Source organism: Leifsonia poae, assembly GCF_020009625.1.
Classification (GTDB): Bacteria; Actinomycetota; Actinomycetes; order Actinomycetales; family Microbacteriaceae; genus Leifsonia; species Leifsonia poae_A.
The window spans coordinates 2,934,216-2,959,162 of sequence record NZ_JAIHLP010000002.1; the positions used below are offsets into that span (position 1 = coordinate 2,934,216).

At 67.6% G+C, this 24,947-nt stretch carries 27 protein-coding genes and 2 pseudogenes; 16 read left to right on the forward strand and 13 right to left on the reverse strand.

All coding sequences use genetic code 11. From position 1 onward, the window contains the following. The first annotated feature begins 56 nt into the window (after positions 1–56). Together K5L49_RS14855 and K5L49_RS14860 are read left to right on the forward strand one after the other, a co-directional pair. Positions 57–1,085, forward strand: a complete 1,029-nt coding sequence (locus tag K5L49_RS14855; protein WP_223693907.1) for an ABC transporter ATP-binding protein — start codon at positions 57–59, stop codon at positions 1,083–1,085. Then, entirely contained in the window at positions 1,082–1,903 is an 822-nt protein-coding gene (locus K5L49_RS14860) for an ABC transporter permease (protein WP_223693909.1), read from the forward strand. The genes K5L49_RS14855 and K5L49_RS14860 overlap by 4 nt, the downstream gene beginning before the upstream one ends. Positions 1,904–2,065: 162 nt before the next feature. On the opposite strand, the gene K5L49_RS14865 is transcribed toward K5L49_RS14860, so the two are convergent. Both K5L49_RS14865 and upp read right to left on the reverse strand, forming a co-directional pair. Beyond that, complete coding sequence (locus tag K5L49_RS14865) at positions 2,066–2,791, reverse strand: winged helix-turn-helix domain-containing protein (protein WP_223693911.1); 726 nt, start codon at positions 2,789–2,791, stop codon at positions 2,066–2,068. 420 nt (positions 2,792–3,211) lie between these two features. Then, entirely contained in the window at positions 3,212–3,844 is a 633-nt protein-coding gene (gene upp, locus K5L49_RS14870) for a uracil phosphoribosyltransferase (RefSeq protein ID WP_223693913.1), read from the reverse strand. 40 nt (positions 3,845–3,884) lie between these two features. Here upp and tadA point away from each other — a divergent pair, with 40 nt between their 5' ends. Further along, a complete protein-coding gene (gene tadA, locus K5L49_RS14875) occupies positions 3,885–4,352 on the forward strand; it encodes a tRNA adenosine(34) deaminase TadA (RefSeq protein WP_263298880.1) in 468 nt (155 codons plus the stop codon). A 34-nt stretch (positions 4,353–4,386) separates the two neighbouring features. Here tadA and K5L49_RS14880 read toward each other — a convergent pair whose 3' ends face one another. Next, positions 4,387–5,349: a cation diffusion facilitator family transporter gene (locus K5L49_RS14880; protein WP_223693915.1), complete on the reverse strand. Its 963-nt coding sequence runs from the start codon at positions 5,347–5,349 to the stop codon at positions 4,387–4,389. A gap of 23 nt (positions 5,350–5,372) precedes the next feature. Between K5L49_RS14880 and proC the strand changes: the two genes are divergently transcribed. Then, positions 5,373–6,221, forward strand: a complete 849-nt coding sequence (gene proC, locus K5L49_RS14885) for a pyrroline-5-carboxylate reductase (protein WP_223693917.1) — start codon at positions 5,373–5,375, stop codon at positions 6,219–6,221. 105 nt (positions 6,222–6,326) lie between these two features. Here proC and K5L49_RS14890 read toward each other — a convergent pair whose 3' ends face one another. From K5L49_RS14890 to K5L49_RS14900, 3 genes are all read right to left on the reverse strand, one after another. Further along, positions 6,327–7,004 (reverse strand): endonuclease domain-containing protein, encoded by a 678-nt coding sequence (locus tag K5L49_RS14890; RefSeq protein ID WP_223693919.1) that lies wholly within the window; start codon positions 7,002–7,004, stop codon positions 6,327–6,329. A gap of 355 nt (positions 7,005–7,359) precedes the next feature. Beyond that, positions 7,360–8,031 carry a potassium channel family protein gene (locus K5L49_RS14895; RefSeq protein WP_223693920.1) on the reverse strand — a complete coding sequence of 224 codons (672 nt, stop codon included), beginning with the start codon at positions 8,029–8,031 and terminating at the stop codon, positions 7,360–7,362. After that, the gene (locus K5L49_RS14900; protein WP_223693922.1) at positions 8,024–9,460 is read right to left on the reverse strand and encodes a TrkH family potassium uptake protein; all 1,437 of its coding nucleotides are present in this window, start codon (positions 9,458–9,460) and stop codon (positions 8,024–8,026) included. Before K5L49_RS14900 ends, K5L49_RS14895 begins: the two co-directional genes overlap by 8 nt. Before the next feature lie 65 nt (positions 9,461–9,525). Between K5L49_RS14900 and K5L49_RS14905 the strand changes: the two genes are divergently transcribed. From K5L49_RS14905 to K5L49_RS14925, 5 genes are all read left to right on the forward strand, one after another. Next, positions 9,526–9,957 (forward strand): ArsR/SmtB family transcription factor, encoded by a 432-nt coding sequence (locus tag K5L49_RS14905; RefSeq protein WP_223693923.1) that lies wholly within the window; start codon positions 9,526–9,528, stop codon positions 9,955–9,957. A 130-nt stretch (positions 9,958–10,087) separates the two neighbouring features. Beyond that, complete coding sequence (locus K5L49_RS14910) at positions 10,088–10,282, forward strand: helix-turn-helix domain-containing protein (protein WP_055889786.1); 195 nt, start codon at positions 10,088–10,090, stop codon at positions 10,280–10,282. 70 nt (positions 10,283–10,352) lie between these two features. After that, complete coding sequence (locus tag K5L49_RS14915; RefSeq protein ID WP_003792170.1) at positions 10,353–10,451, forward strand: 30S ribosomal protein bS22; 99 nt, start codon at positions 10,353–10,355, stop codon at positions 10,449–10,451. A 93-nt stretch (positions 10,452–10,544) separates the two neighbouring features. Further along, a complete protein-coding gene (locus K5L49_RS14920; RefSeq protein WP_223693925.1) occupies positions 10,545–10,808 on the forward strand; it encodes a glutaredoxin family protein in 264 nt (87 codons plus the stop codon). Further along, positions 10,805–11,107 (forward strand): Dabb family protein, encoded by a 303-nt coding sequence (locus tag K5L49_RS14925; RefSeq protein WP_223693926.1) that lies wholly within the window; start codon positions 10,805–10,807, stop codon positions 11,105–11,107. Before K5L49_RS14920 ends, K5L49_RS14925 begins: the two co-directional genes overlap by 4 nt. Before the next feature lie 16 nt (positions 11,108–11,123). On the opposite strand, the gene K5L49_RS14930 is transcribed toward K5L49_RS14925, so the two are convergent. The 4 genes from K5L49_RS14930 to K5L49_RS14945 all read right to left on the reverse strand — a co-directional run bounded on the left by K5L49_RS14930 (position 11,124) and on the right by K5L49_RS14945 (position 13,327). Beyond that, positions 11,124–11,825, reverse strand: coding sequence for a GntR family transcriptional regulator (locus K5L49_RS14930; RefSeq protein ID WP_223693928.1), 702 nt, complete (start codon positions 11,823–11,825; stop codon positions 11,124–11,126). Further along, complete coding sequence (locus K5L49_RS14935; protein ID WP_223693930.1) at positions 11,825–12,499, reverse strand: GntR family transcriptional regulator; 675 nt, start codon at positions 12,497–12,499, stop codon at positions 11,825–11,827. Before K5L49_RS14935 ends, K5L49_RS14930 begins: the two co-directional genes overlap by 1 nt. 106 nt (positions 12,500–12,605) lie before the next feature. Continuing rightward, positions 12,606–12,788 carry a YegP family protein gene (locus K5L49_RS14940; protein WP_223693932.1) on the reverse strand — a complete coding sequence of 61 codons (183 nt, stop codon included), beginning with the start codon at positions 12,786–12,788 and terminating at the stop codon, positions 12,606–12,608. Between the two features lie 149 nt (positions 12,789–12,937). Further along, complete coding sequence (locus K5L49_RS14945) at positions 12,938–13,327, reverse strand: SHOCT domain-containing protein (protein WP_223693933.1); 390 nt, start codon at positions 13,325–13,327, stop codon at positions 12,938–12,940. Between the two features lie 175 nt (positions 13,328–13,502). On the opposite strand from K5L49_RS14945, the gene K5L49_RS14950 reads away from it, so the two are divergent. Further along, positions 13,503–15,455, forward strand: a complete 1,953-nt coding sequence (locus tag K5L49_RS14950) for a hypothetical protein (RefSeq protein ID WP_223693935.1) — start codon at positions 13,503–13,505, stop codon at positions 15,453–15,455. A gap of 573 nt (positions 15,456–16,028) precedes the next feature. Further along, a complete protein-coding gene (locus K5L49_RS14955) occupies positions 16,029–16,913 on the forward strand; it encodes a PPK2 family polyphosphate kinase (protein WP_223693937.1) in 885 nt (294 codons plus the stop codon). Positions 16,914–16,938: 25 nt separating this feature from the next. Here K5L49_RS14955 and K5L49_RS14960 read toward each other — a convergent pair whose 3' ends face one another. Next, on the reverse strand, positions 16,939–18,258 hold the full coding sequence (locus K5L49_RS14960; protein WP_223693939.1) for an isochorismate synthase: 1,320 nt from the start codon (positions 18,256–18,258) through the stop codon (positions 16,939–16,941). 123 nt (positions 18,259–18,381) lie between these two features. Between K5L49_RS14960 and ubiE the strand changes: the two are divergent. Further along, positions 18,382–19,065 (forward strand): annotated as a pseudogene (gene ubiE / locus K5L49_RS14965) (bifunctional demethylmenaquinone methyltransferase/2-methoxy-6-polyprenyl-1,4-benzoquinol methylase UbiE); the annotation flags it as partial. A gap of 84 nt (positions 19,066–19,149) precedes the next feature. On the opposite strand, the pseudogene K5L49_RS20710 reads toward ubiE, so the two are convergent. Beyond that, positions 19,150–19,272, reverse strand: a pseudogene (locus K5L49_RS20710) (pentapeptide repeat-containing protein); the annotation flags it as partial. A gap of 161 nt (positions 19,273–19,433) precedes the next feature. Between K5L49_RS20710 and K5L49_RS14975 the strand changes: the two are divergent. The 3 genes from K5L49_RS14975 to K5L49_RS14985 all read left to right on the forward strand — a co-directional run bounded on the left by K5L49_RS14975 (position 19,434) and on the right by K5L49_RS14985 (position 22,947). Beyond that, positions 19,434–20,492 carry a polyprenyl synthetase family protein gene (locus K5L49_RS14975; protein ID WP_223693941.1) on the forward strand — a complete coding sequence of 353 codons (1,059 nt, stop codon included), beginning with the start codon at positions 19,434–19,436 and terminating at the stop codon, positions 20,490–20,492. An 18-nt stretch (positions 20,493–20,510) separates the two neighbouring features. Continuing rightward, entirely contained in the window at positions 20,511–21,869 is a 1,359-nt protein-coding gene (locus K5L49_RS14980) for an FAD-dependent oxidoreductase (RefSeq protein WP_223693943.1), read from the forward strand. 88 nt (positions 21,870–21,957) lie between these two features. Further along, positions 21,958–22,947: an alpha/beta hydrolase gene (locus K5L49_RS14985; protein ID WP_223693944.1), complete on the forward strand. Its 990-nt coding sequence runs from the start codon at positions 21,958–21,960 to the stop codon at positions 22,945–22,947. A 15-nt stretch (positions 22,948–22,962) separates the two neighbouring features. Here the strand turns inward: K5L49_RS14985 and K5L49_RS14990 are convergent, their stop codons facing one another. Then, positions 22,963–23,451 carry a YajQ family cyclic di-GMP-binding protein gene (locus tag K5L49_RS14990; protein ID WP_223693946.1) on the reverse strand — a complete coding sequence of 163 codons (489 nt, stop codon included), beginning with the start codon at positions 23,449–23,451 and terminating at the stop codon, positions 22,963–22,965. Positions 23,452–23,739: 288 nt separating this feature from the next. Here K5L49_RS14990 and K5L49_RS20715 point away from each other — a divergent pair, with 288 nt between their 5' ends. Continuing rightward, on the forward strand, positions 23,740–24,903 hold the full coding sequence (locus tag K5L49_RS20715; RefSeq protein WP_223695312.1) for an ROK family transcriptional regulator: 1,164 nt from the start codon (positions 23,740–23,742) through the stop codon (positions 24,901–24,903). Positions 24,904–24,947: the final 44 nt, after the last annotated feature.

Sequence of the window (24,947 nt, forward strand, 5' to 3'; positions counted from 1 at the left end):
CACTCAATGGTACTGCGCGGGTGCTCACGAACGGCTTTCACCGAAAGGAAGCCATCGTGGCTCAGCACACTCCGGCGGGGGAATCGGCGCTCATCGCCGAGAACCTCGTCAAGACCTACAAGGCGGGGAGGGGCAAGACCCCTGTCCGCGCTCTCGACGGGCTCAGCTTCGCGGCCGAATCCGGAACCGTGTTCGGTCTGCTCGGACCGAACGGCGCGGGCAAGTCCACCACCATCAAGATCCTCTCCACGCTCGCCCGGGCCGACTCGGGAACAGCCCGCGTCGCAGGGATCGACGTGCGGAGGCATCCGGGCCGGGTGCGGCGCGCCATCGGTTTCGTGGCGCAGAAGTCGGTCGCCGATCCGATGGACACCGGAGTCGAGAACCTCGTGCTCGCCGGGCGGCTGCAAGGGCTGACCGCCCGGGAGGCGCACGCCCGCGCCGCCGAACTGCTCGACCGGTTCACCCTGACCGAGCACGCCGGCCGGCAGGTCAAGACGTACTCCGGCGGAATGGCGCGGAAGCTCGATGTGGCGATCGGGCTGATGCATCGGCCCCAGGTGCTGTTCCTCGACGAGCCGACCACCGGTCTCGACCCGGAGGCGCGCGCAGAACTCTGGGCCGAGATCGAGCGGATGACCCGGGCCGAGCATATGACGGTGCTGCTGACCACCCACTACCTGGAGGAGGCGGATCGGCTCGCCAAGCGACTCGCCATCGTCGACCACGGCACGGTCGTCGCCGGAGGAACGCCGGAAGAGCTCAAGAACGACCTGCGCGGCGACGCCGTGATCGTCGAGCTCACCAGCGACGGCGACCCGTTCGCCGCGCTCGCCGCCCTGCAACGGGTGGAAGCGCTCCGAGAAGTGGGCGGTGACGGTCGCACGCTGCGCGCCCGCGCCGACAACGGCGCGGCCACCCTTCCGCTGGCGCTCGCCGCCCTGGAGGCCGCCGCCGTGACGGTCGCCTCCGCCACCGTCGCCCGGCCCAGCCTGGACGATGTGTATCTGCGGCACACCGGCCGCACCCTCAGCAAGGCGCAGGAGCGCGCCGAGCAGAACCTCGCACTGGAGAACGCATCATGACCGCCATCGGCTCGGGCGCCGGCGCCCGCACCTCGTACGCACCGACCTTCCTCACCCACACGGCGATCCTCACCGGGCGTCAGCTTCGCGCGGCTTGGCGGATGCCGGCCTTCCTGGTGATGAACCTCATCCAGCCGATCATCTGGTTGCTGCTGTTCGGGCAGCTGTTCAAGGCGGTCGTGCAGATCCCCGGTTTCGGAAACGGCCAGAGCTACCTGGAGTTCCTCACTCCGGGCATCGTGATGATGATGGCCCTGTTCGGCAGTGCCTGGTCGGGGACGGTGTACATCCAGGACATGCAGCGTGGGGTGATGGACCGGTTCCTCACCTCGCCGACGAACCATGCCGCCCTGATCGTCTCGACCCTCGTCTACCAGTCGATCCTCGCGATCTGCCAATCCCTCGTCGTTCTGGGGATCGCGTTCTGGGCGGGTGCCAGGTTCGAGGGCGGGTTCACCGGAATCGTGCTCTTGCTGTTGGCGGTGGTGCTGCTGACAGCCGTGTTCTGTTCGCTGTCGAACGCCGTCGCGCTCCTCGCTCGCGATCAGACGGCGCTGATCGGTATCTCGCAGATCATTACTCTGCCGCTGATGTTCCTCAGCTCGGCCATCATGAACACCAAGCTCTCACCCGAGTGGGTGCAGAACGTTGCGGCGTTCAACCCGTTCGAGTGGGCGGTGATCGTCGGTCGCCAGGCGCTCAGCTCCACCCCGGATTGGGCGTCCCTCTGGGGGCACGTGGGTCTGCTGGCCGCACTCACCGTGGTCATGGCCGCATGGGCGACCTCAGCCTTCCGCGCCTACCAACGCTCCGCCTGACCCCGTCCGCCTGACCCCGTCCGCCTGACCCCGTCCGCCTGACCCCGTCCGCCTGACCCCGTCCGCCTCGCTTCGCCCAGAATCCGCCGAGTACACGAAACTTCGCCCAGAAACCGTCGAGTACGCGGAGAGTTCGTGTACTCGGGTGCTGTGGAGGAGGGTTTAGAAGAGGTCGGGGGAGGGGGCGGAGGCGTGACGGATGGAGACGTCGGCGTGGCGGTCGAAACGGTAGCCGACCCCGCGCACCGTGCGCACGATGTCCTCGTACCGGCCCAGCTTGGCGCGCAGGCGACGAACGTGCACGTCGATGGTGCGCTCGTTCGGCACCTCGTCGTCGGCCGAACCCCAGAGCGATGAGATCAGCTCTGTGCGCTCGATGGTGCGTCCCTCGCGCAGCACCAGGTACTGCAGCAGCTCGAACTCCTTGTACGTGAGTGCGGCCGTCTGATTGTCGAGCAGCAGACGCTTGCGTGAGATGTCCACGACGACACCGCCGGATGCGCGGTCGTCGTCGTCGTCGATGCTGGCGGTGTGGCGGTGCTTGGCGATCGCAGCCGGGTCTTGCAGGGCGAGGCGCACCACGTCCACGTCGCGTCCGCCGGCGCCTTCGGGGGCGAGGGCCACCGCGGCGTATGTTTCGGCGGCGGGGGCGATCTCGGCGGTCAGGCGCTTGAGCGCCTCGACGATGCGGCCCAGATCGGTGCCGGCAGCGGCGGCCTTCGCCTCGTCGATTCCGACGTAGAGCACGAAGCCGCGGGCCTCGGTGCCGTTCGGCACGGCGCGGATCTGCGGGGCGGCGGATGCCGGGGCGGGGGCTGCGGCCGGCGCGGGGGCGGCGGCTAGGCGGCGGGCGGGAGCGTAATCGGTGTCGATGGTTGCCAGAGACATGGGATGAAGTCCTTTGTGATGATGCTGGGAATCCGCTGCCGCCGATCGGCGTTCCCGTCCGAGCCGGAGTATCCGGCGATGAGTGTGACGAGGTGCGGGGATTCGCGTGTTCTGTGTTGGGCCTTCAGAATTCGGCCGGTGAACGGATGCGTGAGTGTGGCGCATCCGGGGAACCAAGGGCCTGGCTCGACTCAGTGGGTCGGCGGCCGGCTGGTTCGGCGAAGAGTCGTCAGATTAGCGACACATTCGGCAACACATGACCGAAGCGCTGCCGGGCATCATCATGCCGGCATCCCCAGGGGCCTCGAAGGAGGTCAGGGTACGCGAGTTGTCAGTCATACCCGCAAGTAAAGCGAACAGTGACGCGCCGTGTCAAATGATGACGAAATGTTTCGGCGGATGTCCAGACTCGCTCGGTGGTCAGACGGTGCCGTAGAGGCGGTCGCCCGCGTCCCCGAGGCCTGGCACGATGTAGCCGTTCTCGTCGAGGCGTTCGTCGAGCGCGCCGAGCACGATGGTGACGTCGCGACCCTCGGTGGCTTTCTCGAGCGCGGCGATGCCTTCGGGGGCGGCGAGGATGCAGATGGCTGTGACATCCACGGCCCCGCGCTTGAAGAGGAATTCGATGGCCGTGCCGAGCGAGCCGCCGGTGGCGAGCATCGGGTCGAGCACGAAGCACTGACGGTCGCTGAGGTCTTCGGGCAGACGCTCGGCGTAGGTGGTCGGCTCGAGTGTCTCCTCGTTGCGGGCCATGCCGAGGAAGCCGACCTCGGCGGTGGGCATCAGGCGCACCATGCCCTCCAGCATCCCGAGCCCAGCGCGCAGGATGGGAACGACGAGCGGGCGCGGCTGACGCAGCGTCACACCCATGGTGCTGGTGACCGGCGTCTCGATCTGCACCGGGTCGACCTTGACCGCGCGGGTCGCCTCGTAGGCGAGCAGCGTCACCAACTCCTCGGTGAGAGCGCGGAAAACAGGAGACGGGGTGTCTTTGTTGCGCAGCACCGTGAGCTTGTGGGTGATGAGAGGGTGGTCGGCCACGTGAACGCGCATAGGCTCAAGGCTACCGAACATCTGTGTCAGGAGATCCCGTTTGAGCCTCGCCGTTCCCGCCGACTACGACGACTGGATGCGCCGCGCCATCGACGACGCCCGTGCGGCGTTCGGAACCGGTGACGTTCCGGTCGCTGCGCTCGTGCTCGACGAGGCGGGGGTCGTGATCGGCCGCGGGCGGAACGAGCGGGAGCTGCACCACGACCCGACCGCACACGCAGAGGTGCTCGCCTTGCGCGAGGCCGCCGCATCCCGGGCCGATTGGCACCTCGAGGGATGCACCCTCGTCGTCACGCTCGAACCGTGTGTCATGTGCGCGGGGGCGATCCTGGCGGCACGGGTGCCGCGCGTGGTGTTCGGCGCGTGGGACGAGAAGGCGGGCGCGGCGGGCTCGGTCTACGACGTGTTGCGCGACCGCCGCCTCAACCACCGGGTCGAGGTCTATGCGGGCGTGCTGGCCGAGGATTGCGCCGAACTGCTGCTCGACTTCTTCCGCGCCAAGCGCTGACCGGTCAGCTCCCGTCGGGAGCGCGCGGCTCCGCCTACTCGAGACCTTTGATGACGATCGTGTCGGTGGCGGGGTGCTTCTCGTTCGGGTCGATCCAGACATCCGGTTCGATGTAGATCACCCGGGCGGCGGGAACCGCATCGCGGATGCGCCGCTCCACCGTGTCGATCGCCGCGGCGACATCGGCGAGCCGGTGCTCACCCGGCACGGCGAGCTTGGCGCCCACCAGCAGCTCGTCCGGGCCGAGGTACAGGGTCTTCATGTGGATGATGCGCTCCACCTCCGGGCCGGCGAGCACCGCCTGCTCGATGGCTGCGACATCTGCGTCGCTCGCACCCTCGCCGACGAGCAGACTCTTCGTCTCGATGCCGAGGATGATCGCCACCACGATCAGCAGGGCGCCGATCAGCAGCGTGCCCACCGCATCCCAGACGCCGTTGCCGGTGATCACGGTGAGCCCGACGCCCGCCAGGGCGAACACGAGACCGGTGAGGGCGGCGACGTCCTCCAGGAGCACCACCGGCAGTTCCGGCGCCTTCGCCCGTCTGATGAACTGCGGCCAGGTCATGCCGACCTTGTGCGGGCGCGACTCGTGCACCGCCGTGCGCAGCGAGAACGACTCCAGACCGATCGCGACCACCAGCACGAGCAGCGGCAGCCACCAGTTGTCGAGCGGATCCGGGTGCGACAGCTTCTCGAAGCCTTCGTAGAGCGAGAAGACGCCACCCACCGAGAACAGGATGATCGACACCACGAAGGCGTAGACGTAGCGTTCCCTGCCGTATCCGAACGGATGCTCGCGGTCGGCCAGCTTCTTCGCTTTGCGTCCGCCGAGCAGCAGCAGCAGCTGGTTGCCCGAGTCGGCGAGCGAGTGCACGCCCTCCGCGAGCATCGACGACGAGCCGGAGAAGAACCAGGCGACGAGCTTCGTGAGCGCGATGCCCAGGTTGGCGGCGAAGGCCGCGATGATCGCCTTGGTGCCACCGGATGCGCTCATGCACACCATCCTAGGATGGCGGCATGACCGACACGCAGAACGTCACGCTCCCCACGATCGCCCTCCTCGGGGCCGGTTCCATGGGCCGGGCCATCCTCAGCGGACTCGTCGCCCCCGGCGTCGTGGTCCAAGGCGGCATCCGCGTCACGAACCGCGCCGAGGCGCGCGCGGCCGAGCTCGGCGACCTCCCCGGCGTGACCGCCTATGCCACCTCGTCGCGCCCGGAAGCGAACCGGCTCGCCGTCGACGGCGCCGAGATCGTGCTCGTGGCGGTGAAGCCCGCGATGGTGCCCGACCTGCTGCGCGAGATCGCCGCATCCCTCACCCCCGGCGCCATCGTCGTGAGCGTCGCCGCCGGCGTGACCATCGCCACGTTCGAGGCCCTGCTCCCTGACACCATCTCGGTGGTTCGCTCGATGCCGAACACTCCGGCGATCGTCGGCAAAGCGGTCACCGGTATCAGCGGAGGGCTGCGCTCCGACGCCGACGACCTGCAGACGGTTCGCACCCTGTTCGAGACCGTGGGCGAGGTGGTCGAGGTGCCTGAGGCGCAGCTGGATGCGCTGAGCACCATCTCCGGCTCCGGCCCTGCCTACGTCTACTATCTGATCGAGGCGCTCACCGCCGCCGCCGTGGGCAAGGGGTTCACACCCGACCAGGCGGCTCAGCTGGTGAACGGTACTTTCCTCGGGGCTGCCGAACTCCTCGTCACCTCCGGCGACGACCCCGCCGAGCTCCGCCGCCGCGTCACCAGCCCGGGCGGCACCACCGAGCGGGCGATCGCCGTGCTCGAAACCGCCGACCTCGCCACCCTGTTCGCCCGCGCCACCGACGCCGCCCTCGCCCGCGCCCGCGAACTCGCCGCCTCCTAGCTGTACTGATCCCCGCCGACCCCCCCCTGATCCCCGCCGACCGTCGAGTCCGCTCAAAGTCTCCCAAACACCGTCGAGTCCGCAGACAGTTCGTGGACTCGGGTGCTACTTCGTGAGGGATCGGCGGAGCGCGGTGCGCACCCGTCGGGCCACGTCAGAGAACGCGTCGGCCGCGGTCACGAGGATGACGTCCCATCCGCGCTCGACCAGCCACTCGCGGCGGCGGATGTCGTCGCGGTAGACCTTCGCCGTACTGCGATGGTGGTCACCCAGATACTCGATCGCCACCCGATACGCGGGGTACGCCAGATCGATCATCGCAGCGGTTTCACCCGTCGGCCCGGCAACCCGGTAGTTGAGTTCCGGCGACGGCAGCTGCGCATCCTCGAGGGCCAGGCGCAGCCGTGACTCCTGAGGCGAGAGCGATCCGTAGCGGATGCGCGGCGCGGCGAGCCGCAGATTCCGGACTCCGCGGTGACGGCCGTGACGGCGAAGCGCGCCATCGAGTTGGGCGCGTGTGACAGGTGGGGGGTTCCGGCTGTACGGCTCATCGCCCGTCAGGAGGAAATCACCGATCACCGTGAGCTCCTCAGGCGTGAGAAGGCTACCGAGCTGCACCCAGGCTTCCTCGGGAGCCAGAACACGCATGCCTCCGACCTGCACCACGCGCTGCCCGGTCGGCGTGAGCTGGTGGCCGGTGACCCCGCGTATCCGCGGCGGACGATCGGGCTCGAAGACGCTGACGTCGACCTCGACGGGGAGAACCCGGCGGGGGAGAGGCATTCTGTGGGCGACCGCTGCCGATCGGTGCGACAGGACAACCCCAGGAGGGAGTATCAGCATGGCTGTGCGACACAACTCGAGGTGACCTGTCGGCGCTGTCGACGTGCGAATCCCGTGAAAGGGCCGGTGGTACCGGCCGTCGTACAGTGAAGCTCGCGGCACACCTGCGGCGAGTGCGTCTCTCGTTCTGAACCCCTGCATCCGCTCACCCAACCGCATCTTCCGTCAGCCCGCAGAAGTTATCCACACCCCACCCGTCGAGTGCGCACAAAGTCGCCCGAAAACGCGCGAGTCCGCAGACAATTCGTGGACTCGACGGTTTGGGGGGAGGGGGGGCGGGGCGGGGAGGAGGGGGTTAGGAGTCGAGGGCGGCGAAGCGTTCGATGTCGGAGGAGGTGCCGGAGATGATGATGAGGTCGTGGTTGGAGACGACGGTGTCGGCGGTGGCATAGGTGAACGGTTTGCCGGGGGACTTCACGCCGACGACAGTGATGCGGTATTTGGTGCGCACGCCAGACTCGGTGAGGTTGAGTCCCCGGATGGGTTTCGGCGGGTACATCTTCACAAGGGCGAAGTCGTCGTCGAACTCGATGAAGTCGAGCATGCGGCCGGAGACAAGGTGGGCGACACGTTCGCCCGCTTCGGCCTCCGGGTAGATCACGTGGTTGGCGCCGATGCGTTCGAGGATCTTGCCGTGCGATTGCGAGATCGCTTTCGCCCAGATCTGCGGCACCTTGAGGTCGACCAGGTTCGCGGTGATGAGCACGCTCGCCTCGATTGACGAGCCGACAGCCACGACGGCGATGGAGAAGTCTTCCCCGCCGATCTGGCGCAGGGTCTCGATGGATCGCGCATCCGCCTGCACCGTATGCGTCACGCGGTCGGCCCACTTCTGCACCAGGGCGCCGTCTGTGTCGATGGCCAGCACCTCGCGGTCGAGCCGGTCGAGCTGTCCGGCGGTGGCGGCGCCGAAACGTCCGAGGCCGATCACCAGCACCGGGGCGTTGTGCTTGATCCTGTCAACCAACGAGCGGCCTCTCCTCCGGGTTCTGGAACAGCTGTTTGCGTTGACTCTGGGCCAGCGCCGCAGCGAGTGTCACTGTACCAACGCGCCCGCAGAACATCGTGGCAGCCATGACGTACACACCCGCATCCGGGAGCTTCTCGGTGAGCCCCGTGGAGAGACCGCAGGTGGCGAACGCCGAGATCACATCGAAGAGCACATGGTCGAGGGGGGCCTTCGTGATCTGCAGGATGACGATGCTCGACACGGCAACGATCGTCGCGCCCCAGATGGCGACCGCCACCGACAGGCGCAGGACGTCGATCGGGATGCGGCGCTTGAACGCATCCATCGATTCCACCCCGCGTGCCTCGGCGAAGGCGGCGAGGAACAGCACAGCGAGTGTCGTGACTTTGATGCCGCCGGCCGTCGAGGCCGAGCCGCCGCCGATGAACATGAGCATGTCGGTCACCAGCAGGCTCGAGCCGTGCAGATCGTCGATGGGGATCGTCGAGAACCCGCCCGACCGGGTCATCGTCGACAGGAACAAGGATTGGAAGACGGTGTGGCCGGCATCCAGATTGCCGAACGTCTTCGGGTTGTCGTATTCGAGAACGATGTAGAGCACAGTGCCGGCGACGAGCAGGATCACCGACGTGAGCAGCGTCATCTTCACGTGGATGGACCACCGCCGCCGCCGTTTCCGCAGGTTCATGGCGATGGCGAGGATGACCGGAAACCCGATCGAGCCGAGGAAGACGCCGATCATCAGGGCGCCGAGGAACCAGTAGTCGGTGGCGAACGGGGTGAGGCCTTCGACGTTCGGGGCGAAGCCGGTGTTCGTGAACGCCATCGCCGAGTAGTAGACGCTCTCCCAGACGGCGGTGCCGAGCCCGGTGCCGGCGATGAGCATCCGCACGAAGAGCAGCATTGCCACGACGCCTTCGATGACGACCATGCTGAGAGCGACGGTGATCAGCAGCTTTCCGACCTCGCCGAGGCGCACAGCCTGCCCCTCGGCCACCGGCCCGGCGTGGATGCGCTGTGGGTTGCTGTCGCTGGCGGCCATCAGCTTGGCGCGCAGTCCGAGCCGTCTGGAAATGACGAGGCCCAGGATGCTCGCCATCGTCAGCACGCCGACCGCGCCGACCTGAACGCCCACGTAGACCAGCGAGTGCCCGAACACCGACCAGTGGGTGGCCATGTCGACGGTGGAGAGCCCGGTGACGCAGATCACGGAGACGGCCGTGAACAGGGCGTCGGCGAGCGGCGTGGTCGAGCTCGTGGTCGTGGCGATCGGCAGCGAGAACAGCAGCGTGAACACGAGGATGAGCAGCGTGAACACCAGGATCGCGAACCGTGAGGGGCTGCGGCTCGCGAAGCCGTTGAGGGCTTCGCGAACGCGGCCGGCCGGGCCGGCCGGCAGCCGTCTGGTGAGCTGGCCTGCTCGCATGGTCTGCTCCTCCCTGACGACAGCTTGACATGGTACTCCGCTGGGCGAGTGACTAGCCTGGGGGAATGGCCGACATCTTTGACGTGATTGCCGACGCGACGCGACGCGACATTCTGGGCGTTCTCCTCGACCGTCACGCCGCCGACGCCGCCGACGCCGCCGGCGAGATCAGCGTCTCCGAGATCGTGGCCACCCTTGAGCTCAGCCAGCCGACCGTCTCCAAACACCTGAAGGTGCTGCGGGATGCGGGACTCGTCGCCGTTCGCGAGGAGGGCCAGCATCGCTACTACCGCCTCGATTCGGCGCCGTTGGAGGCCGTGGAGGATTGGATCATCCCGTTCGTGGCGACCGAGCTCGACATCTCCGGCCTGGGGGTCGATCTGGCCGACGAGACCCGCGAGTTCGCGAGCACGGTCGGCAAGGTGTTCGCCGACACGAGCCACCGGGTGACGTCGGCCGTCGAGCGCGTCACCCCGCGCAAATGGCGTCGCGACTGAGCAGGCGCCCCTCGCCCCTTTACGCGAGGGCCGAACTGGCTCTAGAGTGTCGATTCACCACCCGTTCCACACGGGTACCATTGGACTTCAGACCCGTCATCGGGTCCGGAACAAGAGGAATTCGACACTCATGGCACGCGATCTCTCGGATGTGCGCTTTCTGACGGTCGCCGAGGTGGCCGACATGATGCGCGTCTCCCGCATGACCGTGTACCGTCTGGTGCACTCTGGGGAGCTCCCCGCCATCCGGTTCGGGCGTTCGTTCCGGGTGCCGGAGTCGGCCGTCACGCAGGCTCTGGACAACCACGTCGCCGACACTGCCTGACGTCCGCTAGACTGGTGTCTTGTGTCGCCGCGTATCCCGCGGCCTGCCCCCTATCTTTTGTGAGGTCTACGTGGGTTCCGTTATCAAGAAGCGTCGCAAGCGTATGGCGAAGAAGAAGCACCGCAAGCTGCTTCGCAAGACTCGCCACCAGCGTCGCAACAAGAAGTAGACCTCAGCGTCTGCAGCGCAAGCGTCGGCACCTGAAAGGGTCGGCGCTTTTTGCTTGGTCCCGTTTATGGTGGCCGGGCTCTAGGCTGATCAGGTGTCTTCCGTCGACCTGATCCTCATCGGCAAACCGGGCTGCCATCTCTGCGATGACGCACGGGAAGTGATCCGGTCTGTCGTTGCCGACCTGCCGGAGGATTCCCCCGCTGTCACCGTCGCCGAGCGGAACATCCTGGAGGATGCCGAGCTGCACGAGCGCTACGTGGAGGAGATCCCCGTCGTGCTCATCGGCGGCCGGGTGCACACCTACTGGCGCGTCGATCCCGCGCGTCTGCGAACCGCTCTCTTGGAGGCAGTATGACCATCCGCCACGTCGTCTCGTGGAAGCTCGCCGCGACCGGGGAAGCCGAGCGTGCCGAACAGATCGCCGCGATCACGTCCGGCCTGGAGTCGCTGCCGGCGACCATTCCGGAGCTGCTGAGCCTGGAGGTCGGCGTGAACGCGCTCACCCCCGAGGCGAACTTCGATGTCGTGCTGATCAGCGACTTCGAGGATGCGGCGGCGTTGGCGCGATATGTCGAGCATCCCGACCACCAGGCCGTCGCCGCGTACATCCGCTCGGTGATAAGCGGCCGCTCAGCCGTCGATTTCGAGGTCTGAGCAGCCGCTCGACCGATCAGAGGATCGGGTTCTCGTCGATCTCCGCGTCGGTGCGCCGGAACTCGCTGAAGAACTGCTGGCGGGCGGATTCGTAGAGTTCGTGGACGAGCGTCGCCGCTTTCTCGCCGTCTCGCTCTTTGGCGGCGGCGGCGATCTCGGCGATCCGCCCCGGGATGTCGGCCGTGTCGAACGGCAGCTCCCAGACGGTCACATAGCGCAGGAGCTGCGGGCTGAGTCCTTCGGCCACGGCGAGGAGCACGCGGTTGTCGGTGGCTTCTTCGAGCTCGTGGAAGAACGCGTTGAGGTCGGCGCCGAGGGCGGGGAGGTCGGCCGACTTGGCGTGCTTCCTCGCATCTCTGGCCAGCTTCTCGAGGCGGGTGATCGCGGCCGGGGTCAGCTGCGGGATCCCTGTGCGGGCGGCGTGCTCGTGGAGGATGCCGGTAGCGTAGATCGCTTCATCGATGGCGCGCAGGTCGATCGGGGCGACCCGGGTGTACCGGTTGGGTGCCATCTCGACGAGACCGATGTCGGCGAGCTTCATGAGGGCCTCGCGCACCGGAGTGCGGGAGACGCCGAGCCAGGCGGTCAGTTTCTCGTCGAGCAGGGTCTCGCCGGGCTCGAGCGTGCCGTCGATGATCCCGTCGTAGAGCCGGGTGTAGACGACGTCGCGGAGCAGCTGACGCTCGACGGGCTTGGTGTCTTTGACGGGCAGTGGCATTATTTCTCCTCGGTCTCGAGCGAGTCCACCAGTGCGCCGACGGTGTGCAGCCAGAAGTCGTCGACTCCGGCGGCCGCCGTGTCGGCGTCGCCGGCGATCGAGGCGTCAACGGTGGCCTGCAGGATGGGCAGGCCGGTTTCGAAGGGGGCGGTGGAGGGCGCGATGTTGATGGCGCGCCGGATCTCGGGCATGTGGCGCGAGAGGAGGCGGGCGATCGTTTTGTTGTCGAGCCGCCGCACGTAGATGTTGAGGAAGTTCTCGCTGACCAGCCGTGATCGGCCGAGGTCGGCCAGGCCTTCGCCGGAGCTGATCTGCTCTGCGAAGGAGGCGAGCTCGGCCTTGTCTCCGTCGGTGAGCAGTGGGGTCGCATCCCGCACCACGCTGCGGAACAGGGTGCGGAGGGTTTCGATCAGACCGCGGAGGCGGTTCGTGTCGATCGGCGTGACCCTGGTGCGCTTCTGGGGCAGGATCTCGACGAGCCCCATGGCTGCGAGCTGGTTGAGGGCCTCGCGCACAGGGGTGCGGGAGACGCCGACCCATTTCTCGATCTCGGCGTCGAAGAGCTGCTCACCGGGGAGGAGGTCGCCGTCGACGATCGCGTCGAGGAGGCGGAGGAATACTTCGTCTCTGATCAGCCGTCTCGGGTTGACGGCCTCTGTGTCGGGTACAGGCATACATGAATATTACATCTGCCACGGTGTCACGACAGGAGGACATCGACCAATGAAAAGGGGCGTCCGCCGATCTCGATCGGAGGGCGCCCCTTGCTCACTATCGAGATCAGCTGTCGACGACGACGACCTCGGCTTCTGCGGCGTTGCGCTTCACGGAATCGATCCCGTTCTGCGCGCTCGCCTTGGAGTTGTACGCCTCGCCGACGGCGATGATCTCACCGTTCCCGGCCTTCAGGCGGAACCGCCAGTGCTCGGACTTGTCTTGGTAGAGCTCGAACTTTCCCGCCATTGCGCTTGCTCTCTTCCTTGCAGTGGATGCGGCCGACTGGTCGCGGATATCAGAATACGAACCGCACGGGCGTTCGCGCTAGAGGGGAGAGCCTCCGTGCCCGGCACGGGCGTCGCGAACGCCGTGCGTCGTCGTCGGCGTCGACGGCCTCAGAACTTGTTGCCGAGGGCCTTCGCTTTGAGGGCGTCGAACTCGCCCGCAGTGATGACGCCCTGGTCGAGGAGCGCCTTCGCCTTGGCGATATCGTCGGCGGGCGAGGTGCTGGCGACCTGACGGATGTAGTCGTCGGCCTGCGACTGAGCCTGGGTCACTTCCTTCACCTGGCGCTCGGCCATACCGCGGCCGCGAGCGATCAGGTAGACGAGCACCGTGAGGAACGGCAGGAAGATGAGGAAGATGATCCACAGCGCCTTCCACCAGCCGTTGAGCTTGCGGTCGCGGAACAGATCACCGATCACGGCGAACAGCGCGAACAAGTACGCAATGAACGCGAAGGCCCAGAAGATGAGCCAGATGACGTTCCAGAAGTTGTTCCACATTGCGGGGTTTCCCTTTCATTCGCCGTGCCGGAGTGGCGCGGTGTCCTGACGAAAAGGTAGCGCTCGCGTCGGCTCGGGCACCAGCGAAAGCGACTCAAATACATGTATGTAGCGCATCCCGCCCGCGGGGCCGCCGCCAGGAGTCCGCGTCGGCCGCCAGCGCTAGGCTGACGCCATGCTGCCCCAGAACCGCCCGCGCACAGCGCGAGGCCGCGGGCCCGGGCGGTGGATCGCCCTCGTCGCCGGGCTGATCGTCGGGGGTCTTCTCGCGCTCGCCGTCGGCCTGCTCCTGCTCGTCGTCGCGGTCGCGGTCGGCCTCCTCGCCGTCGTGGTGCGGATCGTCGAGGCGCTGGCGGGCTGGGTGTGGTTCGCCGTGCAGCGGAGGGCGCGCAACCCCTACCCGTTCCGTCTGCGGCCGCCGCGCGATCGCGCGGAACGCACGCTGACCGACAGCTCCCTCTATCTGAACGCGGCACCCCGGCTCTTCGGGGCGACCGCGCGGCTGGCGGTGCCTCTGCTCGCCCCGCTCGCATTGCTCGCCGGGCTGATCGGCCTGGTCTCGCCGCGGTGGCGCGCCCGGCCGTACGTCGCGGTCTTCACGCTGCCGGGTCTCCTTCGCAAAGCCGTGAACGTGGGACGTCGTCGCGGGCTGCTCCTCGACGGGCACCGCGTGCGCACCCTCGAATACGACGACTATCTGGCCGAGACGTTCCCGCACATTCGCGACTTCCTCACCTGGTGGCGCGACCCGGATGCGCGGCACGATTATCGGCCGTCACCGGGCATCGTCGACGCCCCGGCCGCCCTCCTCGGGCTCGCCCTCGGGCCGTACCCCGACCCGCTCGGCTACCCCGGACTCGCGGCGGGAGCGTTGAGACGGCACCAGATCACCGGTCTGCGCGACCTGTTCGTGAGCCAGCGCGAGATCGACGACCTGTGCGATCCCGACCTCGACGATCGGGCGGATGTCGCGCTCATCCGGCTGAGCTCCCGCCCGGATGCGAGCGGGTTGCGGCACTGGATCGTGCAGTTCCCGAGCACCAAGTCGTGGCATCCCCGCGCCGGCGTCGCCCCCAACGACCTCACGGCCGACCTCGTGATCGGCGCAGACGTCGAGGCGACCGCTACCCGTGCCGGACTCGAGACGATGCGTGCCGCCGGAATCCGCCAGGGCGAGCCGGTGCTGCTGGCCGGGTTCAGCCTCGGCGGAATGGTGGCGGCCCAAGTCGCCGTTCGGGCGGCCGCCGCCGGCTTCACGGTGACGCACCTGGTCACCGGTGGTGCCCCGCTCGGCCGGTTGGAGTTACCGCCCGGCGTGCGTGTCCTCGCCCTGGAGCACGTGCTCGACATCGTTCCCCGGCTGGAGGGCCGCGAGAATCCCGTGCGCTGGAGCCGGGGCGGTGTCTCGGGGGTGACCGCGGGCACCCGGGAGTTCGTGACCGTCAAGGCGGGTCCGCCGCTGCCGATCGGGTTCCGCTTGGGCGCGCTCCACCAGTCGACCGCCTACGCAGACACGGCCGGCGCACTCGAAGCCGACCCGCCCGACGAGCGCGTCGCCGACATGCTCCGGCAGTTGCGCGTGCACTTCGGCCCCGGGCAGCGGCTCGTCGACCACGCCGCGCTGCGGGCCGGGGCGTCGGTGCCGCAACCGTCGGTGCCGTTCTACCTGCACAGCACGGTGCAGGAGGGGATCACCCGCGGCACCCTGCGACAGACGCTGCGGCGCATCCCCGGGGTGATAGCAGTGGACGTCTACCAGTCGCGTGCCGGATTCGCCACGACGATCCTGTGGAACGCCGATGTGCTCGTGCGCAGTCTGCGGCCGTGGTTCACCTCGGTGGAGCGGATCGCCGTCTACCGAGGGCTGCTCTCGCTGCTCAAACGGCGACGCGCCGTCGGCATCCACTTCCGGCTGCAGGCCAAGGAGACCCCGGGCGTCACCTGGGAGGCCACGGTGCAGCGGATGCCGGACGGACGCTGGCGGGAGATCCTCGACCTCACGTTCGAAGACGCCGAGGCGGACGCCGAGTTTCGGCCGCTGCTACTGCCGGGCGGGGACGAGTCGACGGTGGCCTACTACCCGGCGCACGCGTTCGATCCGGTATTCGACCGGACGGTGACCGGGTGACCGGGTGACCGGGTGACTGGGTGACCGGGTGACCGGGTGACTGGGTGACCGGGTGACTGGGTGGGCGCCGGGAGGGCGTCGCCCGTATTCAGGATGAATGCCTCGGGCGCGACCGCCAGTGCCTGAGTACAGGACGTGTCGGCGCGCGCCGCGTGGGTTCCCCTGAATTCAGGGGGCCGGGGCAGGGCGGGGGCGGGCCGGCTGACCGGGTGGCCGGGTGACCGGGTGGCCGGCCGACCGGGTGGGCGCCGGGTGGGCGTCGCCGGTATTCAGGATGAATGCCTCGGGGGCGACCGCCAGTGCCTGAGTACAGGACGTGTCGGCGCGCGCCGCGTGGGTTCCCCTGAATTCAGGGGCCGGGCCGGGGCGGGGCGGGCCGGGGCGGGGCGGAGCAGGGCCGGGGCGGGGCGGAGCAGGGCGGTGCCGGGCCGGGGCGGGGGCAGGGCGGGGCGGGTTCTGGCGCGACGGCCGCTGCAGAGGGTCGTGGTCACTCCGCGGCGGATGCGGCGTTCGCAGATGCGCCACCGTGTCGACGCGCATCCCGGTGTCGAAAATCCGTGCCGTGACCGTACTATGAACTCACCGCTCGATCGAGGAGGACACGTGGGACGCGAAAGCTTCTGGACATCCGACCCGTACGACCTGCTGAAAGCCGGGGACGACTTCACGCTGGCCGACCAGGCGACGGATGCGCACTCGGGTTTCGACGGCGGCAAGCACGACGGCGCCGCAGCGCTGGCGGAGGGGGCGAGCATCCTCGCCGATCTGCAGGAGCGGCTCTTCGCGGCAGGGACCGTCGGCGACCAGCGCCGGGTGCTGCTCGTGCTGCAGGCGATGGACACGGCGGGCAAAGGCGGGATCGTCTCGCATGTCGTGGGTGCTGTGAACCCCGGCGGTGTCCGTTACAAAGGGTTCAAGAAGCCGACGAAAGAGGAGCTCTCCCACGACTTCCTCTGGCGGGTGGAGAGGGAACTCCCGGCCGCCGGTCAGATCGGCGTCTTCGACCGCTCCCACTATGAGGATGTGCTGATCGGCCGCGTCCGCGAGCTCGCCCCGGCAGCCGAGATCGAGCGACGCTACGGCGCGATCAACGACTTCGAGTCGCAGCTCGTCGACGACGGCACGAGCATCGTCAAGGTGATGCTGCACCTCGGCAAGGACGAGCAGAAATCACGGCTCGCGGACCGGCTCGACCGGCCGGACAAGCACTGGAAGTACAACCCCGGCGACGTCGACGAGCGTCTGCTCTGGGATTCGTACCAGGATGCGTACCAGACGGTGTTCGAGCGTACCTCCACCGAGCACGCCCCCTGGTTCGTGGTGCCCGCCGACCGCAAATGGTATGCGCGGCTCGCCGTGCAGCATCTGCTCATCCGGGCGCTCGAAGAACTCGACCTCGGCTGGCCACCCGCCGACTACGACGTGGACGTCGAGCGTAAGCGCCTGGCCGCCTCCTGATCTCGTCGCTTCGGTGGGGCGGGGCTCAGCCGAATGCTTCGACGATGGGGCGGAACTTCATCGCCGTCTCGGCGAGCTCCCGCTCCGGGTCGGAGTCCGCGACGATTCCGCAGCCGGCATACGCCGTGAGGTCGCCGTTCTCGCTCACCTGTGCGCAGCGCAGGGCGATGGCCCATTCGCCGTCGCCGTCGGCACCCACCCAGCCGACCGGTCCCGCGTAGCGGCCCCGGTCGAACGGTTCGAGCTCGCGGATGAGGGCCACCGCATCCCGGGTCGGGGCTCCGGCGACCGCTGCGGTGGGGTGCAGGGCGTCGATCAGGTCGAGGGAGGTGGAGCCGTCGCTGAGGGTGCCCTCCACGTCGGTCGCCAGATGCCACAGATTGGGCAGCTTCAGGGTGAACGGGACATCGCTGGCCGCGAGCCCCGAACTGTGCGGCGCGAGGGCGGCCAGGACACTGTCGACGGCGTAGCCGTGCTCATCCTGGTCTTTGGTGCTGGCGGCGAGGGAGACGGCCGCCTCGTGGTCGCTGGCAGCGTCGCTGCCGCGGGAGATCGTTCCGGCGAGCACGCGCGCACTGACCGCGCCGTGGTCGACCCGAACCAGTGTTTCGGGGGATGACCCGACGAGACCGTCGACCGCGAAGGTCCAGCATTCGGGGTAGCCGAGCGCCAGTTCGACGAGCGCTCGCCGTAGATCGGATTCGTGGGGGAGGTGGCCGACGAGGTCGCGTGCCAGCACCACTTTGCTGAGATCGTGTTCGCGGATGCGCTCCACCGCGGCGGCCACCGCCTCGCGGTAGCCGTCTTTCTTCAGGGCGCCCGGGAGCAGTGAGAGACGGTATTCGTCGCCGAACGGTGTGGGCTGAGGGTTCGGGACGGCGCCGAGGCCAGATGTGGAACCGGTACGGCCGGTGTCGGCTCCGGTCCTGTCAGGCATTTCGGCGTTGTCGAGCGGTCGGATCCGCGTGATCCAGCTGCGTCCGTCGCGTCGCCCGATCACGACCTCGGGAACGATGAGCACGCTCGGCCGTGCGCTGTCGTCGGCGAACGCGAAGGTGCCGAACGCTACGAGCCCCGTGCCCGGCTTCGCGAGCGGGTCGATGACAGACGACCGCGAGACCACCTCTGCCCACGCCGTCGTCGCCGCGCGCATGCGGTCGGCCCCGGTGAACTCCAGTCGCAGGGCTGTTCCGATGCCGGCCAGACCTTCACCGCGGCGCAACCAGAGCAGCGGGTGCCGCGCGTCGAGGAACGGGATGAGCTGGCGCACGTCGTCGAGGGGGGTCGTCTCGACCGTAAGCGCGATGGCGCCGGGCGCACGCGTCGTGGTCGCTGTAGCTGTCACCGGTTCAGCCTACGCCCGGGATGCTGGGGGACCGATGCGCGTGGCCTGGGCGTTCGTCGTGGTTGTGGCCTCGGCTCCGCCGTCGTCGATGCGCCGTCCTCGGGCTCCGCCTAAGCTAGTGGGGTGAGTAAGGCCGACCTCCGTAAGCAGCCCGAGCAGGTCGCCGCCATGTTCGATGAGGTGTCGACCCACTACGACCGGACGAACAACGTCCTGTCGATGGGGAACGCGGCCCTCTGGCGGATGGCGACGACGCGTGCTGTCGCCCCGCGCGCCGGAGAGGTGATCCTCGATGTCGCCGCTGGTACCGGCACTTCGAGCGCGTCCCTCGCCAAGGAGGGGGCCCGCGTTGTCGCGGCCGACTTCTCGGCCGGGATGATCGATGTCGGCCGGGCACGCCAGGCGGGAAACCCTTTCGTCGAGTTCGTGCAGGCGGACGCCATGGCGTTGCCCTTCGACGATGACACGTTCGATGCGGTCACGATCTCGTTCGGGCTCCGCAACATCGTCGACCCGCAGAAGGCGCTCGCCGAGTTCTTCCGCGTCACGAAACCGGGCGGCCGTGTCGTGATCTGCGAGTTCTCCCGTCCGCCGCTGTCGCTCATCCGCAGCGGCTATTCCGCATACCTCCGTTTCGGGATGCCGGTGCTGGCCAGGGTGGCCAGCTCGAATCCCGTTGCCTACGAGTATCTGATGGATTCCATCGAGGCGTGGCCCACCCAGCCCGTGCTGGCCGACTGGGTTCGTCAGGCCGGTTTCGAGTCGGTCGCCTACCGCAATCTGACCGCCGGAATCGTCGCCCTCCACCGGGGTGTCAAGCCAACGGCCGTCGCCCCCGCGAAGCCTGCAGCTGCGAAGCCGACTGCCGTGAAGCCGACTGCTGCGAAGCCGACTGCTGCGAAGGCCTCTGCCGCGAAGTCTGCTGCTGCGAAGCCTGCAGCTGCGAAGCCGACTGCCGCGAAGGCCTCTGCCGCGAAGTCTGCTGCCACGAAGTCTGCTGCCGCGAAGTCTGCTGCTGCGAAGCCTGCAGCTGCAAAGCCGACTGCCGCGAAGTCCACCGCGGCGAAGCCTGCCGCGTCCAAGCGTGCACCTCGCTCCGAAGCGGGGTCGAGCAAAGCGTCATCGAAGCCAACCGTCCCACCTGAGGGGGAGTAGTGCCATCAAGCGTTCCGGCTGTGCGACGACCTGCGTCGCTTTCTAGCCAGATCGGCCTGAGCGAGAAGATCTTCGCCTCAGGGGAAGACAAGGGTCTCGCTGCCGCCGTCGACGCGGGGCTCATTCTCGTGGAGGAGGGTCTCCACTCGCAGATGCGGTTCGCCGACGTGCTCGCAGACGTCACGGCGCGCTACCTTCTCGAGGCCGGTGGCAAACGGGTTCGCCCCATGCTCACCCTGCTCACCGCTCAGCTCGGTCAGGGCAACACTCCCGAGGTCCTCTCCGCTGCCGAGGCGATCGAGATCACTCATCTCGCCTCGCTGTACCACGACGATGTCATGGACGAGGCGCAGATGCGGCGGGGGGTCCCGAGCGCTCAGTCCGTGTGGGGCAACTCGGTCGCGGTGCTCACCGGCGATCTGCTCTTCGCCCGTGCCAGCAAGATGGTCGCGGCGCTCGGGGAGCGCGCGATCAATCTGCAGGCCGACACCTTCGAGCGGTTGTGCCTCGGACAACTCCACGAGACGATCGGCCCCCAGGAGGGCGAAGACCCGATCGAGCATTACATCCAGGTGCTCGCTGACAAGACCGGGTCGCTCATCGCGGCCGCCGCACAGATGGGCGTCGTGTTCTCGAAGGCGCCGGCTGAGTATGAGAGGCCGGTCGTGGTGTTCGGCGAGAAGGTCGGCGTCGCCTTCCAGCTCATCGACGATGTGATCGACCTCTCTGCCAAGGGTGTGAAAGAGACCGGGAAGACACCGGGGAACGATCTGCGCGCCGGAGTGGCGACGCTGCCGTTGCTGCGCCTTCGGGCGAGGGCGCAGACCGATGCGGACGCGCGAGAGCTTCTCGAACGGCTGGAACGCGATGTGATCGGCACGGTCGACGACGGCGTGCTCTCTCCGGAGGCGACCTCGGCGATCGCGGCACTGCGCGACCACGAGGTGACGAGGCAGACGCTGGAAGAGGCGCACCAATGGGCACGAGAAGCGGTCGAGGCGCTGGCGCCGTTGCCGACCGGTTCGGTGAAGAAGGCCCTGACGCGTTTCGCGGAAACCATCGTGGAACGTTCGAACTGAGCAAGGAAGACACAACGAATGACCAAATTGCGACTGGCCATCGTCGGCGCGGGCCCTGCGGGGATCTATGCCGCGGACATCCTGCTCAAGGCGGAGCGGGAGTTCGACGTCTCCATCGACCTGTTCGAGCAGCTGCCGGCGCCGTACGGCCTGGTGCGCTACGGCGTCGCCCCCGACCATCCCCGCATCAAAGGCATCATCACCGCGCTTCGCGAGGTGCTCGACAGCGGTGAGATCCGATTGTTCGGGAATGTCACCTACGGTCGCGACATCACCCTCGACGATCTCAAGAAGCACTACAACGCTGTGATCTTCGCCACAGGGGCGATGCGGGACTCCGACCTCGACATTCCCGGTATCGACCTGAAGGGGTCGTATGGGGCCGCCGAGTTCGTGAGCTGGTTCGACGGGCACCCCGATGTTCCGCGCACCTGGCCGCTCGAGGCGGAGTCGGTCGCGGTGATCGGGAACGGCAATGTCGCCCTCGACGTCTCGCGCATCTTGGCCAAGCACGCCGACGATCTGCTTCCGACCGAGATTCCGGACAACGTCTACGAGATTCTGAAGAGCTCGCCGGTGACGGATGTGCACGTCTTCGGGCGGCGTGGCCCGGCACAGGTGAAGTTCACACCCCTGGAGCTGCGTGAGCTCGGCGAGCTGAACGACGTCGACATGATCGTCTACGACGAGGATTTCGACTACGACGAGGGTTCCCGAGCGGCCATCGCCAGCAACAAGCAGGTGATGGTGATCGATCGCGTGCTGCAGAAGTGGCGGGAGCGCGAGGTAGGCCAGGCGTCTCGCCGGCTGCACCTGCACTTCTACGCCAAGCCGCTCGAGATCGTCTCCGACGACGAGGGCGCTGTCGCGGCGATCCGGTACGAGCGAACCGAGCCGGATGGCGAGGGCGGCGTGCGGGGAACCGGCGATATTCGGGAGATCCCGATTCAGGCGCTCTACCGTGCGGTGGGCTACTTCGGTTCGCCTCTTGACGAGATTCCGTTCGACAAGAAGCACGGTGTGATTCCGAACCACGAGGGTCAGGTGCTGCGCAAGGGCGACAATGAGCGCATGTACGGCGTGTACGCGACGGGGTGGATCAAGCGGGGCCCGGTCGGGCTCATCGGCCACACCAAATCGGATGCGATGGAAACGATCAAACATGTGATCAACGATCAGGGGAATTGGTGGGTTCCCGCCGACCCCTCCGAGGAATCTGTGGAGAACCTCCTCAAGTCCCGCGGTGTGGAGTACACGAACCTTGACGGCTGGCACAATCTGGACGCGCACGAGCTGTCACTCGGCGACCAGCGCGGACGCACCCGCGTGAAGGTCGTTCCGCGCGATGAGATGGTGCAGATCTCGAACCCGAAGTAACCTCCTCCACCGTTCGACGTCGCGAGGAGTTGTCCACCGGTCCGCCTCGGCACTGGCCAGGAGGGTGGCCGCCTGCCACGCTGTGTGCATGAAGCAACAGACGAAATGGCAACCGGATGTGCTGGGGGCGGGCTTCGAGCAGCTCACGTTGCCGCTCGAGCCGGATGCCGAAGGGGAGGTCGTGGCGACCCTGGTGCGCTACGCACCGGGGCCCCGCCTTTCCGATGTGCACTTCGAGCGTGATCCTGCGGCGCACACCGATGTTCTCTACGTGCACGGGTGGTCCGACTACTTCTTCCAGAAGGAGCTGGCGGAGTACTGGCACCGAATGGGAGCGCGGTTCTACGCGCTCGACCTGCGGAAGTACGGGCGAAGCCTGCGCCGCTGGCAGACACCCGGATATGTCGAGAACCTCACGACCTACGACGAGGAGATCGAAGCGGCTCTCGCCGTGATCGGGCAGACCGGGGGTCGACGTCTCGTCCTCTTCGGCCATTCGACCGGTGGGCTCACGCTGAGTCTCTGGGTGAACCGGCATCCGGGGCGGGCGGATGCGCTGGTACTGAACAGTCCCTGGCTGGAATTCCAGGCGCGCTCGGCCGGCCGGGCGGCCTTGGCCCCGATCGTGGGCTTGCAGGCCCGAGTCGATCCGCGCGCGGCGATGCCGAACGTCGACCTCGGCTTCTATACGCGAACCGTGTCGGCGACGATGGACGGCGAATGGGACTACGACTTAGACTGGCGCCCCCCGCGAGGCTTCGTCGTGCATTCGGGCTGGCTGAGCGCCGTTCTGGCGGGTCATGCGCAGGTCGCCGCCGGGCTGGCGATCGACGCACCCGTGCTGACCATGGCCTCGGCGCGCTCGACCATCTCGCCGCGGTGGACCCCCGAGATGATGTCCTCCGACATCGTGCTGGTCGTCGACGACATCGCCCGTCGGGCGCTCTCGTTGGCGCCGACGGTCACGGTCACCCGCATCGACGGCGCACTGCACGACATCTTCCTGTCGAAGGAACCGGTGCGGAAGGAGGCGTATGGGCGAATGACGCGCTGGCTCCGCGGCTATCTCAGCACGTGAAGCGGGCGAGCCCGATCAGCGGAAGTTGACGAACTGCAGAGCGACGTCGAGGTCGGCGTTCTTCAGCAGCGCCATAGTGGCTTGCAGGTCGTCGCGGCTCTTGGAAGTGACGCGGAGCTCGTCGCCCTGGATCTGAGACTTGACAGTCTTCGGGGCCTCATCGCGGATGAGCTTCGAGATCTTCTTGGCGGCATCCTGCTCGATGCCGTTCTTGATCCCCGCTTCGATGCGGTACTCCTTGCCGGAGGCGAACGGCTCGCCGGTGTCGAGTGAGCGAAGCGAGATTCCACGTTTGATGAGCTTCGACTCGAACACTTCGAGCACCGCCTTGACGCGCTCCTCGGTGTTGGCCTTCAACAGCACCTTCTCGCCGCTCCACTCGATGGAAGCGCCGACACCCTTGAAGTCGTAGCGCTGCTCGATCTCTTTGCGGGCCTGGTTGAGGGCGTTGTCCGCCTCCATCTTGTCGACCTTGCTGACCACGTCAAACGATGAATCGGCCACGGAATCCAACCTCCCAGAAATGAAACAGACGAAGGGCACCCATGCTCACCCGACACGAATCATGAACGCCATACCGCATCCCGCCGAACGCGAGAATCACTAGCGACACGGGCACGGACAAGCGAGCGACGCCCATTCCTTCCAGTCTAAAACCCGGGAGCCCTCGCCCTGATGCACTGCTCTGCCCCAGGCGCTGCCGAATTCAAGAGCGAACGGCCCATGCGTGCTAGCATTCTTTAAGCTAGAACCTTTCATAAGACGCTTTCGCATGAGGTCGAGGGAGTGGACATGGCATCGGGCGGACTTCGCGCAGGCGGTGATTCCTCCGTCTTGCGTCGGCTCAACCTGCAGTCGGTCCTTCGCGTGCTTCACCAGGGAGGCGCCCGCACCGTCACTGAACTCGCGTCCGCCGCGCAGATCTCCCGCCCCACCGCCAAACAGGCCATCGACGATCTGGTGGCGACCCAGTGGATCACCCTGGTCGAACACGAGGCCGCCCGACCCGGAAAGGTGATCGGCCGCCCAGCCCAGGCCTACGAGTTCCGACCGGACGCAGGCCATGTGCTCGGCGTCGACATCGGAGCCCACAAGGCGGTCGCCTTGATCTGCAACCTCAAAGGGGAGATCTCGGCCCGCGCGCGCCACCAGCTCGACCCGGGATGGACCTCGGAACGGCGTCTCCGTGCGCTCGACTCGGTGATCGAGGAAGCGTTGGAGCATGTGCCGTCCGGAAGCGAGGGCATCGACGACGCCGTGATCGCGACACCGGGAGTCGTCGGCATCGACGGGGTCGTCGCACACAGTCCGGTCATCCCCGGCTGGGAAGGTCAAGATCTCGGCGCGCACGTCAGCGAACGGTTCGGGTTTCCGAGCCGGGCCGCCAACGACATCGCGATGGCGGCGCTCGCCGAACACTGGCTGGGGGCGGCGAAGGATGCGGGGGATGTCGTGTACCTGCACGCCGGCCGTCGCATCGGCACAGCGCTGCTCATCGACGGTCGCCCGCACCGCGGGCATCACGGAGCGGCGACCGAGATCGGGCTCTGGCGTGGCCTGCAGTGGGCGCCGGCCTACGACCGGTTCCTGCAGTTCACCCACGAGACGAAACCCGATCCCGGCGAGGCGGTCGAGCGCGTCTTCGCGGCGGCCGCCGCCGGTGACGCTGAAGCCCAGCACCGCATCGACGACTTCGCAGAAGATCTCGCCGTGGGTCTCGCGCCGATCATCGTCGCGGTGGACCCCGAGCTGCTCGTGATCGGCGGCGGAATGTCTGCGGCCGGGGATGCGATCGCCGACCCAGTTCGCGAACGCATCGACAAAGAGACGCTGTTCCCCCCGCGCGTCGTGTGCTCGATCCTCGGCGACGAGTCCGTGGCGATCGGCTCCCTCAGGCTGGCGCTCGATCGTGCCGAGGAGCGCCTCTTCACCGGTCTCGCGCCCGCCGGCGCCTGAGTGAACCCCGGCACCTGAGCGAACCCCGGCACTCCGGCGTCGGG

What these genes read in the sequence shown, in the direction of transcription:
- K5L49_RS14950 (WP_223693935.1), top strand. Translation starts at nt 13,503, where the DNA reads ATGCTGCCCCAGAACCGCCCGCGCACAGCGCGAGGCCGCGGGCCCGGG.
- K5L49_RS14985 (WP_223693944.1), top strand. Translation starts at nt 21,958, where the DNA reads ATGAAGCAACAGACGAAATGGCAACCGGATGTGCTGGGGGCGGGCTTC.
- K5L49_RS14905 (WP_223693923.1), top strand. Translation starts at nt 9,526, where the DNA reads ATGGCCGACATCTTTGACGTGATTGCCGACGCGACGCGACGCGACATT.
- K5L49_RS14910 (WP_055889786.1), top strand. Translation starts at nt 10,088, where the DNA reads ATGGCACGCGATCTCTCGGATGTGCGCTTTCTGACGGTCGCCGAGGTG.
- K5L49_RS14955 (WP_223693937.1), top strand. Translation starts at nt 16,029, where the DNA reads ATGAACTCACCGCTCGATCGAGGAGGACACGTGGGACGCGAAAGCTTC.
- K5L49_RS14860 (WP_223693909.1), top strand. Translation starts at nt 1,082, where the DNA reads ATGACCGCCATCGGCTCGGGCGCCGGCGCCCGCACCTCGTACGCACCG.
- upp (WP_223693913.1), bottom strand. Translation starts at nt 3,844, where the DNA reads ATGCGCGTTCACGTGGCCGACCACCCTCTCATCACCCACAAGCTCACG.
- K5L49_RS14900 (WP_223693922.1), bottom strand. Translation starts at nt 9,460, where the DNA reads ATGCGAGCAGGCCAGCTCACCAGACGGCTGCCGGCCGGCCCGGCCGGC.
- K5L49_RS14940 (WP_223693932.1), bottom strand. Translation starts at nt 12,788, where the DNA reads ATGGCGGGAAAGTTCGAGCTCTACCAAGACAAGTCCGAGCACTGGCGG.
- proC (WP_223693917.1), top strand. Translation starts at nt 5,373, where the DNA reads ATGACCGACACGCAGAACGTCACGCTCCCCACGATCGCCCTCCTCGGG.
- K5L49_RS20715 (WP_223695312.1), top strand. Translation starts at nt 23,740, where the DNA reads ATGGCATCGGGCGGACTTCGCGCAGGCGGTGATTCCTCCGTCTTGCGT.
- K5L49_RS14865 (WP_223693911.1), bottom strand. Translation starts at nt 2,791, where the DNA reads ATGTCTCTGGCAACCATCGACACCGATTACGCTCCCGCCCGCCGCCTA.
- K5L49_RS14930 (WP_223693928.1), bottom strand. Translation starts at nt 11,825, where the DNA reads ATGCCACTGCCCGTCAAAGACACCAAGCCCGTCGAGCGTCAGCTGCTC.
- K5L49_RS14980 (WP_223693943.1), top strand. Translation starts at nt 20,511, where the DNA reads ATGACCAAATTGCGACTGGCCATCGTCGGCGCGGGCCCTGCGGGGATC.
- K5L49_RS14935 (WP_223693930.1), bottom strand. Translation starts at nt 12,499, where the DNA reads ATGCCTGTACCCGACACAGAGGCCGTCAACCCGAGACGGCTGATCAGA.
- K5L49_RS14925 (WP_223693926.1), top strand. Translation starts at nt 10,805, where the DNA reads ATGACCATCCGCCACGTCGTCTCGTGGAAGCTCGCCGCGACCGGGGAA.
- K5L49_RS14890 (WP_223693919.1), bottom strand. Translation starts at nt 7,004, where the DNA reads ATGCCTCTCCCCCGCCGGGTTCTCCCCGTCGAGGTCGACGTCAGCGTC.
- K5L49_RS14880 (WP_223693915.1), bottom strand. Translation starts at nt 5,349, where the DNA reads ATGAGCGCATCCGGTGGCACCAAGGCGATCATCGCGGCCTTCGCCGCC.
- K5L49_RS14945 (WP_223693933.1), bottom strand. Translation starts at nt 13,327, where the DNA reads ATGTGGAACAACTTCTGGAACGTCATCTGGCTCATCTTCTGGGCCTTC.